The sequence below is a fragment of the Streptomyces griseofuscus genome (genome assembly GCF_014673495.1).
GTDB classification, from domain to species: Bacteria; Actinomycetota; Actinomycetes; order Streptomycetales; family Streptomycetaceae; genus Streptomyces; species Streptomyces murinus.
In genome coordinates, this window is record NZ_CP051006.1 from 3,496,510 (window position 1) to 3,510,233 (window position 13,724).

15 protein-coding genes are annotated in these 13,724 nt (G+C 73.5%); 4 read left to right on the plus strand and 11 right to left on the minus strand.

Going from position 1 to position 13,724, the window contains the following annotated elements:
- Nucleotides 1–38 precede the first annotated feature (38 nt).
- Nucleotides 39–212, plus strand: a complete 174-nt coding sequence (locus HEP81_RS15345; protein WP_157854437.1) for a hypothetical protein — start codon at nt 39–41, stop codon at nt 210–212.
- 16 nt (nt 213–228) lie between these two features.
- Here the strand turns inward: HEP81_RS15345 and HEP81_RS15350 are convergent, their stop codons facing one another.
- Nucleotides 229–879 (minus strand): TetR/AcrR family transcriptional regulator C-terminal domain-containing protein, encoded by a 651-nt coding sequence (locus HEP81_RS15350; RefSeq protein WP_037656054.1) that lies wholly within the window; start codon nt 877–879, stop codon nt 229–231.
- Nucleotides 880–952: 73 nt separating this feature from the next.
- Here HEP81_RS15350 and HEP81_RS15355 point away from each other — a divergent pair, with 73 nt between their 5' ends.
- Nucleotides 953–2,356 carry an FAD-dependent monooxygenase gene (locus tag HEP81_RS15355; RefSeq protein WP_037656053.1) on the plus strand — a complete coding sequence of 468 codons (1,404 nt, stop codon included), beginning with the start codon at nt 953–955 and terminating at the stop codon, nt 2,354–2,356.
- Between the two features lie 34 nt (nt 2,357–2,390).
- Here HEP81_RS15355 and leuE read toward each other — a convergent pair whose 3' ends face one another.
- Nucleotides 2,391–3,044, minus strand: coding sequence for a leucine efflux protein LeuE (gene leuE / locus HEP81_RS15360; RefSeq protein ID WP_037656051.1), 654 nt, complete (start codon nt 3,042–3,044; stop codon nt 2,391–2,393).
- Nucleotides 3,045–3,084: 40 nt separating this feature from the next.
- The gene (locus HEP81_RS15365) at nt 3,085–4,665 is read right to left on the minus strand and encodes an acyl-CoA mutase large subunit family protein (protein ID WP_037656050.1); all 1,581 of its coding nucleotides are present in this window, start codon (nt 4,663–4,665) and stop codon (nt 3,085–3,087) included.
- Between the two features lie 79 nt (nt 4,666–4,744).
- On the opposite strand from HEP81_RS15365, the gene HEP81_RS15370 reads away from it, so the two are divergent.
- Nucleotides 4,745–5,509 carry a L,D-transpeptidase family protein gene (locus HEP81_RS15370; protein WP_037656049.1) on the plus strand — a complete coding sequence of 255 codons (765 nt, stop codon included), beginning with the start codon at nt 4,745–4,747 and terminating at the stop codon, nt 5,507–5,509.
- 239 nt (nt 5,510–5,748) lie between these two features.
- Here the strand turns inward: HEP81_RS15370 and HEP81_RS15375 are convergent, their stop codons facing one another.
- The 8 genes from HEP81_RS15375 to HEP81_RS15410 all read right to left on the minus strand — a co-directional run bounded on the left by HEP81_RS15375 (nt 5,749) and on the right by HEP81_RS15410 (nt 12,824).
- Complete coding sequence (locus tag HEP81_RS15375) at nt 5,749–6,951, minus strand: hypothetical protein (protein WP_051850174.1); 1,203 nt, start codon at nt 6,949–6,951, stop codon at nt 5,749–5,751.
- Complete coding sequence (locus tag HEP81_RS15380; protein ID WP_037656048.1) at nt 6,951–7,673, minus strand: RNA polymerase sigma factor; 723 nt, start codon at nt 7,671–7,673, stop codon at nt 6,951–6,953. Before HEP81_RS15380 ends, HEP81_RS15375 begins: the two co-directional genes overlap by 1 nt.
- A gap of 503 nt (nt 7,674–8,176) precedes the next feature.
- A complete protein-coding gene (locus HEP81_RS15385) occupies nt 8,177–8,395 on the minus strand; it encodes a hypothetical protein (RefSeq protein ID WP_037656046.1) in 219 nt (72 codons plus the stop codon).
- Complete coding sequence (locus HEP81_RS15390; RefSeq protein WP_037656168.1) at nt 8,388–9,035, minus strand: RNA polymerase sigma factor; 648 nt, start codon at nt 9,033–9,035, stop codon at nt 8,388–8,390. The genes HEP81_RS15385 and HEP81_RS15390 overlap by 8 nt, the downstream gene beginning before the upstream one ends.
- Before the next feature lie 152 nt (nt 9,036–9,187).
- Nucleotides 9,188–9,613: a hypothetical protein gene (locus HEP81_RS15395; RefSeq protein WP_243279802.1), complete on the minus strand. Its 426-nt coding sequence runs from the start codon at nt 9,611–9,613 to the stop codon at nt 9,188–9,190.
- Nucleotides 9,614–9,731: 118 nt separating this feature from the next.
- Nucleotides 9,732–10,304, minus strand: coding sequence for a hypothetical protein (locus HEP81_RS15400; protein WP_037656042.1), 573 nt, complete (start codon nt 10,302–10,304; stop codon nt 9,732–9,734).
- Between the two features lie 91 nt (nt 10,305–10,395).
- A complete protein-coding gene (locus HEP81_RS15405) occupies nt 10,396–11,103 on the minus strand; it encodes a DUF4328 domain-containing protein (RefSeq protein ID WP_243279424.1) in 708 nt (235 codons plus the stop codon).
- Between the two features lie 152 nt (nt 11,104–11,255).
- Nucleotides 11,256–12,824 carry a beta-N-acetylhexosaminidase gene (locus tag HEP81_RS15410; protein WP_037656040.1) on the minus strand — a complete coding sequence of 523 codons (1,569 nt, stop codon included), beginning with the start codon at nt 12,822–12,824 and terminating at the stop codon, nt 11,256–11,258.
- 208 nt (nt 12,825–13,032) lie between these two features.
- Here HEP81_RS15410 and HEP81_RS15415 point away from each other — a divergent pair, with 208 nt between their 5' ends.
- Nucleotides 13,033–13,581 (plus strand): 2-oxo-4-hydroxy-4-carboxy-5-ureidoimidazoline decarboxylase, encoded by a 549-nt coding sequence (locus HEP81_RS15415; protein ID WP_037656037.1) that lies wholly within the window; start codon nt 13,033–13,035, stop codon nt 13,579–13,581.
- The last annotated feature ends 143 nt before the right edge of the window (nt 13,582–13,724 follow it).

The window sequence follows — 13,724 nt, forward strand, 5'->3', positions numbered from 1 at the left end:
AGCAGGAGTCGGCGCGGGCCGAGGCGGGGGCGGCCTCCGTGTCGGCCGCGCTGCCCGCCGCCGTGCCCGCCCCGGCACCGAACCCCGTCGCGCCCGCGTCCGCTCCCGCGCCGCGCCGCGCTGCCGGCCGGCGGGTCCGCCGGGCCGCCGTGGACCTGCTTCCGCCGGTCCTCACCCGCGCCATCCGCAACGCGCGCGCCGCCCGGCGCTGAGCGACAGCCCGGCCCCTCACTCCACCCCGTACCGCGCCCCGATCCCCGCGATCACGACCGCCAGACCTTCCTCGAACTGGCGGTCGTAGTCGTGGAAGAGGTGTTCGCCGGCGGCTGCCGCGAGGGGGTGGTCGGGCATGCGGCGGGCGCGGTCCGCGATGTCGGTGCGGGCCTCCCGGTCGCCCGACAGGGGGCGCATGCCCTGTTCCTCGGTGACGAAGCCGACGGTGTAGGCGTGGACGGTGCGGCCCGCGTCGACGGCCTGGGCGAGGGTCAGTCCGGCGGCCGTCAGCAGGCGGAGGTTCTCCTCCAGGACGGGGGCGTGGCCGGTGTCGGTGAAGAGTGAGCCGCTGAAGACCCTGGCGCCGTCGCGGTAGCCGAGCAGCGCGGTGCGCAGACCGCGGTTGATCTTCAGCAGGCGTTCCCGCCAGGTGTCGGCGGGGTCGAGCGCGGTGTCGGCCAGCATCCGCCGGTGCATCCGCGTCGCCATCTCGTCCAGCAGCGCCTGCTTGTCCTTGAAGTGCCAGTACAGGGCGGGCGCCTTGACGTCCAGCTCCTTCGCGATGGCACGCAGGGTCAGCCCGTCGAGGCCGACCTCGTTCAGCAGCCGCAGCGCCGTGTCGGCGACCCGCGCACGGTCCAGGGGCGATCGTCGTTCCGCACTCACACTTGACACCTTAACAGCGTTAAGGGGACCCTCGTGCCCGATGGAACTTAACAACGTTAAGGGGAGATGGGCCATGGAGACGACGGACGTCCTGATCGTGGGCGCGGGCCCCACCGGGCTCGCCCTCGGCATCGACCTCGCCCGGCGCGGGGTCGCGGCCCGGCTCGTGGAGCGCGCCGAGGCCCTGTTCCCGGGCTCGCGCGGCAAGGGGATCCAGCCCCGCACCCAGGAGGTCTTCGACGACCTGGGCGTCATCGACGCCGTCCTCGCGTCGAGCGGCCCCTACCCGGACCGGATGGTGTGGCGCGGCGGCGAGCGGGTCGGCGAGGAGTCGATGTTCGAGCGGTTCGAGCCGGACGCGGGCACCCCGTATCCCGCGCCGCGGATGATCCCGCAGTGGCGCACCCAGGAGATCCTGTACGCCCGGCTCACGGAACTGGGCGGCAAGGTCGCCTTCGGCCGCGAGGTCACGGGCCTGACCCAGGACGCGGACGGCGTGGACGTGGCCTTCGCCGACGGTACGACGGTCCGCGCGTGCTACGTGGTGGGCGCCGACGGCGGACGCTCGGGGATCCGGCGGGCCCTCGGCGTCGACATGACCGGCGAGACCGTCGACCCGGCGCCGTTCGTGGTGGCCGACCTGCGGCTGCGCGGCCTGGACCGGGTGTACTGGCACGCCTTCCCGGCGGCGGACGGCAGCGTCCTCGGACTGTGCCCGCTGGCCGGCACCGAGGAGTTCCAGCTGGCCGCGCGGCTGCCGGAGGGCTCGGAGCCGGAGGTCAGCCCGGACGGCGTGCGCGAGCTGGTCGCGCGGTACACCCACCTCGCCGCCGAGGACGTGACCGAGGTGCGCTGGGCCTCGGGGTTCCGGCCCCGGGCGGCGCTCGCGGACCGGTTCCGGGTGGGCCGGGTGTTCCTCGCGGGCGACGCCGCGCATGTGCACTCACCGGCCGGCGGACAGGGCCTGAACACCAGCGTCCAGGACGCCTACAACCTCGGCTGGAAGCTGGCCGCGGTCCTGGACGGCGCCCCCGAGACCCTGCTGGAGACGTACGAGGAGGAGCGGCGGGCGAACGCCGCGGCCGTGCTGGAGCTGTCCACCGGTGTGCACCGCGGCGAGGTCCAGCGGGGCCGGGCCACCGTCCAACTCGGCGTCGGCTACCGGGATTCGTCGCTCAGCACCGAGACCCGGGCCGACCCGGGGCCGGTGCGCGCGGGCGACCGCGCGCCCGACGCCGAGGTGCCCGGTGCCGCCGAGGTGCCCGGCGGGCGCCTCTTCGACCTCTTCCGGGGCCCGCACTGGACCCTGCTGGGCGCGACCGCTCCCCCGCGCGCGGGCGTACGGACCCTGCCGTCCACCCCCGAGTCCTACGGCCCCGGCGTCTTCCTGATCCGCCCCGACGGCTATGTCGGCTGGGCGGGCGAGACGGCGACGGAGGACCTGCCGGCCTACCTCGACGGCGTCGGCATCCGCTGAACCCCGCCGTCCCCGTCGAGCCGCGGGGACCGGGCTACGAGGCCAGCGACAGCTTGACCGCGAACCCGAGGAAGAGCGCACCGGCCGCCGAAGTGGCCGTCGCGGACAGGCGCTTGCGACGCCGGAAGGCGGCGGCGAGCCGGGTGCCGCCGAATATCAGGGCGCTCAGGTAGAGCACGCTGGCTATCTGGGCGAAGGCCCCGAGCACGACGAAGGACAGGGCCGGATAGGCATAGCCCGGGTCCACGAACTGCACGAAGAAGGCGACGAAGAACAGGATCGCCTTCGGGTTGAAGAGGCTGACGACGAGGGCACGCCGGTAGGGGCGCTCCTCGGTGGCGCCGGCCGATTCCACGGCCGTCTCCTCGGCCGCCTGCTCCCGCCGGGTCCGCCACAGCTGCCGGGCGGAGCGCATCATGCCGATCGCCAGCCAGGTCAGATAGCCGGCACCGGCGTACTTCACGATCCCGAACAGCAGCGCGTTGGCCTGGAGCAGCGAGGCGACCCCGGCGGCGGACAGGGTCATGAGCACGGTGTCCCCGCAGAACACTCCGGCGGCCGCGGTGTACCCGGCGCGCACCCCTCGGCGGGCGGCGACGGACAGGACGTAGAGCGAGTTGGGCCCAGGGAGCAGCACGATCAGGGCCACGCCCGCGAGATACGTGGGGAGATGGATGACACCGAACATGGAAAGGAGTGTCGCACGGAGGTACGACAGCGGGTCCCGGTCAAAAGGCGTCGGTCGGCACATACCTCCCCCACACCTCCCGCAAGGCCCCGCACACCTCGCCCACCGTGGCCCGCGCCCGCAGCGCCTCCTTCATGGGATAGAGGACGTTGTCCTCGCCTCCCGCGGCCTTCCTCAGCGCGGCCAGGGCGGCGTCGACCGCGCCCTGATCGCGTCCGGCGCGCAGCGCGGCGAGGCGCTCGCACTGGCGGGCCTCGATGGCGGGGTCCACCCGCAGCGGCTCGTACGGTTCCTCCTCGTCCAGCCGGAAGCGGTTGACGCCGACGACCACTCGCTCCCCGGAGTCGGTCTCCTGGGCGATGCGGTAGGCGTTGCGCTCGATCTCGGCCTTCTGGAAGCCCTGTTCGATCGCCGCCTCCGCGCCGCCCAGCCCCTCGACCCGGTCCATCAGCTCGACGACCGCGGCCGCCATGTCGTCGGTCATCCGCTCCACCGCGTAGGAACCGGCGAAGGGGTCCACGGTCGCAGTCACGTCCGTCTCGTACGCCAGTACCTGCTGGGTGCGCAGGGCGAGCCGCGCGGAGGTGGCGGTGGGCAGCGCGATCGCCTCGTCGAAGGAGTTGGTGTGCAGGGACTGGGTGCCCCCGAGGACCGCGCCGAGGGCCTGGACGGCGACCCGGACCAGGTTCACCTGCGGCTGCTGCGCGGTGAGCTGGACCCCGGCGGTCTGGGTGTGGAAGCGCAGCATCAGCGACTTGGGGTTCTTCGCGCCGAACTCCTCCCGCATCACCCGCGCCCAGATCCGGCGCGCGGCACGGAACTTGGCGACCTCCTCCAGGAACGTCGTACGGGCCACGAAGAAGAAGGACAGGCGCGGTGCGAAGTCGTCCACGTCCATCCCGGCCGCGACCGCCGTGCGCACGTACTCGATGCCGTCGGCGAGGGTGAAGGCGATCTCCTGTACGGGCGAGGCGCCGGCCTCGGCCATGTGGTAGCCGGAGATCGAGATCGTGTTCCACCGGGGGATCTCGGCGGTGCAGTACCGGAAGATGTCCGCCGTCAGCCGCAGCGAGGGCTTCGGCGGGAAGATGTAGGTGCCGCGGGCGATGTACTCCTTGAGCACGTCGTTCTGGATGGTGCCGGTCAGCCGGTCGGCCGGGACGCCCTGTTCCTCCGCCACCAGCTGGTACAGGAGCAGGAGGAGGGCGGCCGGGGCGTTGATGGTCATGGACGTGGAGACCTGGTCCAGCGGGATGCCGTCGAACAGCACCCGCATGTCCTCGATCGAGTCGATCGCCACGCCGACCTTGCCGACCTCGCCGTGCGCGAGGGGCGCGTCGGAGTCATGGCCCATCTGGGTGGGCAGGTCGAAGGCGACGGACAGTCCGGTCGTGCCGTGGGCGATCAGCTCCCGGTAGCGGGCGTTGGACTCCGCCGCCGTGCCGAACCCGGCGTACTGGCGCATCGTCCAGGGGCGGCCGGTGTACATGCTCGGGTAGACCCCCCGGGTGAAGGGGTACGACCCCGGCTCCCCGAGCTGCTCGGCCGGGTCCCAGCCGGTCAGCGCGGCCGGCCCGTAGACCGGCTCGATCGGCAGGCCCGACTCCGACTCACGCGCCATGGATGCCTCCGCAGTACGTTCCGTACCTCCTCACCATGCCTCGTAGTTCGGCGGGGGTCACGCGGGGAAGCATCCAGGGATGAGGACCAGGGGCAGGACCCTCGCCGCGCTCGGAGTTCTCGCCGCCCTCGTCGCGCTGTGCGGATGCACCGTGCAGCCGCTGGGCGCGGACGGCCGGCCCCTGGGCGGGGGCCCGGTGTCCGCGGGGAACACGGGGGTGCCGTTGCGGCCGGGCGACACCGGATCGGCCGTACGGGAACTCCAGGCGCGGCTGCGGCAGGTGGACTGGCTGTTCGACGGGCCCACGGGTTCGTACGACGATCTCACCGAGCGGGCCGTACGGGGCTTCCAGGGCAAGCGCGGGCTGCCGGTCACCGGTGTCACGGACGCCGCGACCTGGCGGCGGCTGGTGGCGATGACCCGGCCGCCGGGCAGGTGGGAGCTGTATCTGATGGGCGGCCAGCCCGCCGCCGCGCCCGATCCGCGCTGTCTGACGGGCCGGGCGCTGTGCATCAGCAAGACCAGCCGGACGCTGCGCTGGATGGTCGACGGACGGACCGTGTCCGAGATGGCCGTGCGCTTCGGCACCCTGCGCAGCCCGACCCGCGAGGGCACCTTCCACGTGTACTGGAAGTCCCGCCACCATGTGTCGACCCTGTACGACTCGCCGATGCCGTACGCGATGTTCTTCAGCGGCGGTGAGGCGGTGCACTACTCGTACGACTTCGCGGCGCGCGGCTATGCCGGGGGTTCGCACGGGTGCGTGAACGTACGGGACGAGGGGGCGATCGCCCAGGTGTTCGCCGAGGTGCGGGTGGGCGACAAGGTCGTCGTGTACCGGTGAGGCCGGCGGGCCGAGCGGCTGGGCTTTGGGGCGCGGGCGGGACCGGGGGAACATGTCCCGCCCGCGCCAGGTGCACGAGCCGCGGGTACGGGGGGAACCCCGGCTCAGTGCTACGGCCGATGACCAGTCGGCTCACTCAGTACTGCGTCGAGGGATCCAAAAGTGTCACACCCTGCGCGGAAAAACTTTCGCGACTTCTGAAAGTGCCAGGTCACAGGGGTGTGGACGAGCAAGATTGATCAGCGGGTGGGGGTGGGCGCCGGCTGCGGGACGGTGGCGGACGCGGACCCGCCGTGGCCGCGCGGGGCGTGCGGCGGAGTGTGCGAGGGAGTGTGCCGGGGGGCGTGCGGCGGCGCGGGGGCCGGTGCGGCGGGGCCGCGATGCCGGATGCGCACCTTGCCGAAGGTGTCGCCGCGGCCGTTTCCGTGGCCGGTGCCGGGGTGGCTCTCGTCGTCGCCACCCTTTCCGTCACCGCCCTGGCCGTTGCCGCCCTGCCCGGAGCCCCTGCCCTGACCGCCCTGGCCCTGGTCCGCGCCCTGGCCGCCGTGGTCACGGCCCTCGCGGCCCTTGCCCTGGGCGGGGTTGCCGGCGAGGTGGTCGCCCGCGGTCAGCACGAGCTTGCAGTACTGGGTGAGCCGGGCGGAGCCGCCCGCGAGGTTCTCCAGGGCGCGGCGGCGGTCGGCGTTCAGTCCGCTGCCGGAGCGCAGGTCGCGGCATGCGGTGAGCGCTCCGTTCCAGCGGCCGCCGCCCGGGGAGGCGGAGGTGCCGGGGGAAGCGCTCGTACCCGTACGGCCGTCTGTCGCACCGGCGTGCTCGGAGCCGTCGCCCGGTCCCGGGTCCGCGCCGCCTCCGGGGACCTGGAGGCCGCCGGACGCCTGCGGAGTGGCCGAGGCGGGCGGGCGGGCGGAGTTGTCCGCGGTGGCGGTGACGGCGGGGCCCGGCTTCTCCACGTCGAACGGCGTGGGCAGCACCCCGCCGGCGGCCATGGCGACCCCGCCGAGGGTGCCGGCGGCCACCACCGCGGCCAGCGCGAGCCGCACCGGGCGGCCCCAGCGGGGGCGGCGGGCGGCGACGCCGGTGCGGGTGGGGGCGCCGATACGGACGAGCCCCGCGTCATGGCCGCGGGCACCCGCGCCGTGTCCGTGCGCGCCCGCGCCGACCGGGTCGCCCGCACCGGTCCGACGGCCGGGAGCGGCCGCGGCGAGCGCGGCCGTGCGCTCGTCGGCGGCGGCCTCGCGGGCCTTGCGGAACGCGGCCAGGGCGGCCTGCTCACCGGGGAGTTCGAAGGCGGCCGGGGCCGCCTGCGCGGACAGCGCGTCGAGGACTCGGACGAGGCGTTCGGCCTGGTCACGGGTGGCGGGGTCGACGGCTCCCAGGGGCTCCCCGTCCAACAGGCGTTCCGCCGCCTCCGGGTTGAGCCACTTGTCCTGCTCGTCGGCCATCACATGTCCTTCTGCGTCCGCGCGCGCGTATGCGTCACAGTGGCGGACGTCACCGCGGGTCCACGCGGTTCTCGCTCGGGGTCCTGCCGGTCCGCTCGCCTCGATCCGGGCCGGGGTGTCTGCTCGGGGTCCCGCTGGGGTGGCAGCGCGTCGAGGACGCCCGCCGTCTCCGGGTCGTCGCCGAGCAGTTCGGCGAGCCGTTTCAGGCCGCGGTGCGCTGCGGTGCGGACGGCGCCGGCGCGTTTGCCGAGGGTCTCGGCGGCGGTCTTGGCGTCGAGGCCGACGACCACGCGCAGGACGACCGCCTCGGCCTGGTCCTGCGGGAGCCGGGCGATGAGAGAGAGGGTGCTGCCGGTGGTGAGCGCCTCGATGGCCTCGCCCGCGGTGTCGGACTCGGCGGCGCGGCCGGTCAGTTCTGTCTCGTCACCGCCGATCGCGGGGCGGCGGCCGCGCATCCGGATGTGGTCCAGGGCACGGTTGCGGGCGATCCGGGCGGCCCAGCCGCGGAACCGGTCGGCGTCCCCGCTGAACCGGTCGAGGTCGCGGGCGATCTGCAACCAGGCCTCGGAGGCCACGTCCTCGGCGTCGGGATCGCCGACGAGCGTGCGCACATACCCGAGCAGCCGTGGATGCACCGCGCGGTACACCGCACGGAACGCGCTCTCGTCGCCGTCCTGTGCCGCACGCACCGCGGCGGTCAGCTCCGCGTCGTCCCCCAGCACCGCACTCCCTTTACGCCTGTCTTCTGGTCGGCGCGAATGGCACGTTACGGCCTGAAACCTTGCTCCGTCCATGTCCGTAGAAGATGCAACTAACTCGTGACCGGGTGCGGGTAAGCGCAGGGTGAGCACCGGGTGAGGACGGAACGCACCCGGGGTGTGACAGAAAACGCACCCGCGACGCTGTAGAGAGTACGGGTCGCCCAGCGGCCCTCAGAGCGACGGTCGGGGCCTCTCCTGTGGGGGGTGGCGGCCCCGGCCGTTGCCCTTGGCGCCGGGCCCGGGTCACCCCTTGACGGCGACCATGTGGCCCCCGACGACGGCAGCCACCGTGAGGAAGACCACCACGAGGCGAGCGGTCCGGGCGGGAGATTCGGTGCTGCGCGGCGGCGTCGAAAAGTGTCACACCCGCGACGCGCGGGCGGCCGCACGCGTAAGAAGCGGACCGGAACCCTTGCCTTCGGCCACGTGGGGCGCAATGCCGCCCGGGGTGAGGGAGGCCAGGGTCAGCGCGGCGCCGCCCCGGTGGGGGCCGGGCGCCAGTCGTCGCGGGGGCGTGTGTGGGGGGTGCGGCCGGATGCGTGGGCGGTGCGGAAGGCGGCCAGGGCGCGGCGTTCGGCCTCGGGGTCGGGGGTGTAGGCGCGCAGGGCCGTGCCGAGGTGGGACTCGATGTCGGGTGTCGCGGCGCGCCCGGTGCCCCGTCGGTCGCCGTCGCGTTCACCCATGTCCGGTTCCGTCCTCGTCCCTCGTGCCGTCCCCCGGCGTGCCGGGGCCCTCGTCCGTCGCGCCCGGGTCGGGTGCCAGGGCGCGGGCGAGGCGTTTGAGGCCGCGGTGCGCGGCGGTACGGACCGCGCCGGGACGCTTGCCGAGGACGCGTGCGGCGGCGGGGCCGTCGAGGCCGACGACCACCCGGAGCAGTACGGCCTCCGCCTGGTCGCGGGGCAGCGAGCGCACCAGTTCGAGGGCGCGCGCGGTGGACAGCGACTCCAGGGCCTGTTCATGTGTGCTGTGCGGGGCCGCCCGGTCCAGCGCGTCCTGGTCGAGCGCGGTGGTAGGGGGCCGGGTGCGGCGGCGGCGCAGATGGTCCAGGGCGCGATGGCGGGCGATGGTCGCGGTCCAGCCGCGGAAGCCCGCGCCGTCGCCGGTGAACCGGCCGAGGTCCCGCGCTATCTCCAGCCAGGCGTCGGCGGCCACGTCCTCCGCGTCCTCGCCGACCAGCCCGCGCAGATAGCCGATCAGGCCGGGCTGCACGATCCGGTAGGCCACCGCGAAGGCGCTCTCGTCGCCGTCCTGGGCCCGCGCGACGGCCGCACCCAGTTCCCCGTCCCGCGGCCGCCGGCTGCGGGGCTGCCCACCCTGGCTCAAGACCGTCCTCGTCATGCCGAGTTCATGGCCACCGGCGCGTCCCGCACGGTGCGACACGCTCCGGCCGTGTCTTTCGCCCTCCACGGTCATCAGCGTCCGCCCTGACAGAAGTGTCACAGCGAACGGCCCGTCAGGTGCGGGGCGCCGTGCTCTCAGGCGTCCGTCGTCGCGTCCCTGCACAGCAGCCGCAGCGAACCATGCCCCAGGAAGGAGCGCCGGGCCTCCTCGATGGGGTCCCAGAGCCGGCCGTCGGGGGTGCGCACCCAGTGTTCGCCGCCGGTCGCCCACCACTCGGCGCCGGTGCGGCGGACGACCACCTCACCGGCGTACGCGCCGAAGCCCCGCAGCACGCCGGCGACCGCCTCGATGGGCGCCCCCTCGCGTCGTATCTCCTCGATCACGCGGTCCACGCGCCACAGGCTCTGCGCCGAGTAGTCGAGCCGCACCCGGGCGCCCTCACGCATGGTCGCGACCGCGTCCGCCGCCCAGCGCACTGGCTTCGCGGCGGCGTAGGGCCTGGTCTCCTGCGCGGCCGTCCCGTCCGGGGCGGTCGCGGCAGCGGTCTTATCGGCCGTCACATGGGCCGTCACATGGGCGTTCACATAAGGAAGAGCGAGCGGGGCGGAGCTTTCGTCACCCTCCGAGGAACCGTTTCGCCAACCGTCGCAGGACCACCCCACCGCCACCGCACGACCGTCACACCCCGCTCTCCGCGTTCCCCCGCGCCCGCCGTGAGACCACCGCGCGCAGCACCCGGCGTCCCTCGCCCGAGACATCGAGCGCGCGGCGCAGGCCCTGCTTGCCGTGGCCTTCGAGGAGTTCCAGCACGGTGATCTGGCGGCGCAGTTCGGCGGCGACGAGCGGCGGTGGGTCCTCGGTCCCTGCGGGGTCCGGGGCGCCCTCGGCCGCGGGGTCGAGCAGCCGGTGGACGCGCAGCGAGACCGCGGAACAGGACTCGGCCCAGGGCCGTACGGCCTCGGCGGTGCGCTCGGCCGGGGCCGTGTCCAGCAGGTGCGCGACGAGCCGTACCGCCTCCGCGTGCTCGTCCCCGCCCGCGCCCGCCGCCTCTTCCCCGCCGAGACCGAGGAGCGCGCCCCGCGCCTTCTCCAGGAAAGCGCTCCAGTCCGATCCGTCGGCGAGGCTCCCCCACAGCGGGCGCAGCAGTTCCTCGTCGCCGTCGAGCAGCGGCAGGCACCGATCCAAACAGGCCAACCCACTGGCGGCGAGCCCCCGCTCGTCCGCCCGCGCGATCCGTTCCTCAAGGCTCATGAAGCCTCCCTGGTCTGGGCGCCGACCGGTACGGAGCCCGCACTTCCCCTTACTGCGTGCAACCGGGTGGAAGTGTCACAGCGGTCGAGTTTCAGCCAAAGACGGGCATGGCGGCGGGGCCCGCGAGAATCCTGGCCCGCTGCATCCGGGTCAGATGGACGACGACCACGACGGCGAGGATCGCGGCCGCGGCGTCCAGCGCGTCGGAGAACAGCATCAGCCGCGCGGCGTCGGCGAGTTGATCGGCGCCGTGGGCGGCGTCGTACTGCCGGGAGGCGGTCCGGCCGACGAGGAGGCTGATGATCCACAGCGTCCACCAGGCATTGACCGGGGTGGTCCGCACCCGGGTGCCCGGCAGGGCACTGGCCCTCCAGACGTCCACGACGACCCGGCGCGGCAGCCACAGGTTCCCGATCGGCACGAACCAGCCCCCGATGGCCCAGCCGCGCTTCATACGGTGCCCGTGCGGCTCGAACACCTCGGCGTTCGTCCGCACCCGCCACAGCCAGCACAGGTAGACGGCGATGGTGGCCACCAGGGTGATCCCCTGGGTGACGCTCGCCGCGTTGTAGAGGGTGTCGGCGCGGTGGGCCCGGCGGACCAGGCCCTCGTCGACGCCGCCGCCGAGCAGGTCCTGGGCGATGCTCGCCTGTGTCTGGTCCGCGAAGCAGGCGAACAGGTCGGCGCCGACGACCAGCCCCAGCAGGACGGCCGCGGCCATGCCGAGCCCGGCGGGCGAGCGCGGCGGGGCACCGGGCGGCGGGGCCAGGGGCGGCGCGGACTGGGGCGGTACGGGCATGGGCGTGGCCATGGTGCGGAAATCCCCCGAGGTGAGAAACAGCGACCGGCGGTCCGCGTACGACACGCACACGGCCGCCGGAAATGTGAACACCGGAAGATACGTCCGATGATCACTCCGCGTCCACAGGAATCACACAGCCCGGCCGGGGATCAGCCCAGCCGGTCCGCCAGGGACTTGAAGTCCGTCCAGGACATGGCGGGTGTGCCCGGGTCCCACAGCTTCTGGACGGTGGCCCGCAGCGGCATCCGGATGCCGGCCGCGACCTGGTCCGGCGTCTGCGCGTCGGGGAAGTCGCCCCACACCGCGAAGGTGCCGCCGAGGATCTGGTCGTCGTACCGCGCCGGGACGGCGGTGGTGCCGCGCACCACCCGCGGGTTCCACTGCTCGTAGATCCGCTGCCCGGTCGGGTAGACGAAGGTCTGCGGCTGGCCGAGGACGTAGTAGAGGAACTCGTCGTTGTAGTTGATGAGTTTGCGGCCGGCGCTCAGATAGTCCTCCGGCGGCCTGGCGCCGATCTCCTTGCCGGTCCAGTAGGCGACCTGGAGATCGTCCGCGGGCCGCACGGCGGTGGCGCTGCGGTAGAAGCCGTCGTTCCAGGCGCGCATGGTCCTGCCGTGGGCGCGGACGGTGGCGGCGCGGTCGTTGAGCCACTGGGTGGTGAGGTCGGCGACATTGCCGCTCGCGCCGAACCTCTGCCGGGCGGCCGCGGCCAGCTGCGGATAGGCGGTCTGGGGGTTGCCCGCCATCAGCGCCTGGTACTCGTCGCCGCCGAGGTTCCACTGACCGCCGGTGAACAGCCCCGCGTACTCGTTCAAAAGGTCGTCGATCAGCTCGGCGGAGCCGGGCTTGGAGATGTCGATCGCGCCCTTGGTCACCACGCCGTTGCCGTTGCGCAGTTTGAGATCGGGGTGGGCGGCGAGGACCGCGCCCAGGTGTCCGGGCGAGTCGAGCTCCGGTACGACGGTGATGTGCCGGCTGTTCGCCAGGTCCACGATCCGCTTGACCTGCGCCTTGGTGAGATGGTCCGGGGAGACGATCTCCGGGTGGGTGCTGGACTCGATCCGGAAGGCCTGGTCGTCCGAGAAGTGCAGCCCCAGCTCGTTGTACTTCAGGTCCCCCAGCTCCCGTATCCGGTCCTCTATCCAGGACTCGGAGTACGGTTTGCGCGCGATGTCCAGCATGAAGCCGCGCACCGGCTTGGCCGGCTCGTCGCGCACGACGCCCTCCGGCGCCGTACCGCCCCCGTGGACCTCCTGCTTCAGGGTCCGGGTGCCGTAGAAGACCCCCGCCTGGCCCGGCCCGCTGATGTCGACCCGGCCGCCCCGGACGGTCATGGTGTACGACTCCTGGTCGCCGCCCCCGCCGCCCAGCGACAGCCGCAGATCGCCCGCCTTGGTGTCGTTCTTCTGCCCCGCGTAGCTCATCCCCAGCTCGCCGGCTATCAGCCTGCCCTCGTCGGCGAGGCCCGCGTCGGCGATCACCACGCGGTCGCCGGGCCGCGGACGCCAGCCGGGACCGCGCGCGGGGGTGTGGGAGCGGACCGCCGGGATCGTCTGCGGCGCCTTGGACATCGGGTACGAACGGGTGGGCGAGGGATTCGTCTCGGCGACGGTCGCCTGCCCGGTGGAGCCCTGGCCGCCGCCACCGCCCGACGAGGCCCACACCCCGATGCCCGTCCCGAGGGCGACGGTCCCGGCCACCGCCGCGGCCACCGCCATCCGTTTCCGCTTCACCTGTTGCGCCGACGCCCGGCGCCTGTGCTGGGTCACTCGCCCAACGTAAGACCCCTCGCCGCTCGAACGGTCACCCGAGCGTGCGCAAACTCTCCCGTCCGGGTGAATTTCAGACAGCAGGAGGACACAGAGTTACCACTCTCGATAACCTGGCGACACATCTTTCACAGCCCTCCCCTGCCACACACGATCTGTGACGCGAGGACCCACGCTGCCCGCTCACCACCCCCCACAGCTGCCCCGGCCCCTCGACGCCTTCAACGCGGCGTGCGCCACCGAGGCCCGGGCCCTCCTCCTGCGCTGTCTGCACAGCCCGCGCTGGTCCCACCGCATCGCGGCCCACCGCCCCTACCCCGACCTGGACGCCCTCCTGGCCGCGGCGGACGAGGCGGCGTACGACCTCTCCCCCGCCGACATCTCCGAGGCCCTCTCCCACGAGTGCCTGCCGCGGCTGCCGGAGGACACATACTCGGCCGCGCACATGGCCCTGGACGCGGCACACGCGGCCTACGAGGCGCGGTTCGGACATGTGTTCGTCATCTATCTGGGGGACACGGCGCCGAGCGAGACCGCCGACCGCGTCCTGGAAGCCATCCGGTCACGATCGGCGAACGATCCCGACGAGGAACGCGCGATAGCCGCGGACGAGCTCCGCCGCCTCGCAAGGGGCCGACTGGGCACCTATCTGAGGGGCGCGGGCAGCTGTGCGACCAGCCCGAACGCACCCACATCCGGACGATAACGGGACGGATCGCCCTCGTATCCGCCCCCCGCTAGCCCAACCGCGTGCCAGTTTGATCACACAGGTAGGCCCCCCGTAAGCCTCGCCCCGCCACACGGATACCATGCTGGGGGCCGGTGGACCGTACCCGGCCGGGCCCGACC

What these genes read in the sequence shown, in the direction of transcription:
- HEP81_RS15355 (WP_037656053.1), top strand. Translation starts at nt 953, where the DNA reads ATGGAGACGACGGACGTCCTGATCGTGGGCGCGGGCCCCACCGGGCTC.
- leuE (WP_037656051.1), bottom strand. Translation starts at nt 3,044, where the DNA reads ATGTTCGGTGTCATCCATCTCCCCACGTATCTCGCGGGCGTGGCCCTG.
- HEP81_RS15365 (WP_037656050.1), bottom strand. Translation starts at nt 4,665, where the DNA reads ATGGCGCGTGAGTCGGAGTCGGGCCTGCCGATCGAGCCGGTCTACGGG.
- HEP81_RS15370 (WP_037656049.1), top strand. Translation starts at nt 4,745, where the DNA reads ATGAGGACCAGGGGCAGGACCCTCGCCGCGCTCGGAGTTCTCGCCGCC.
- HEP81_RS15375 (WP_051850174.1), bottom strand. Translation starts at nt 6,951, where the DNA reads ATGGCCGACGAGCAGGACAAGTGGCTCAACCCGGAGGCGGCGGAACGC.
- HEP81_RS15385 (WP_037656046.1), bottom strand. Translation starts at nt 8,395, where the DNA reads ATGGGTGAACGCGACGGCGACCGACGGGGCACCGGGCGCGCCGCGACA.
- HEP81_RS15400 (WP_037656042.1), bottom strand. Translation starts at nt 10,304, where the DNA reads ATGAGCCTTGAGGAACGGATCGCGCGGGCGGACGAGCGGGGGCTCGCC.
- HEP81_RS15405 (WP_243279424.1), bottom strand. Translation starts at nt 11,103, where the DNA reads ATGCCCGTACCGCCCCAGTCCGCGCCGCCCCTGGCCCCGCCGCCCGGT.
- HEP81_RS15410 (WP_037656040.1), bottom strand. Translation starts at nt 12,824, where the DNA reads ATGGCGGTGGCCGCGGCGGTGGCCGGGACCGTCGCCCTCGGGACGGGC.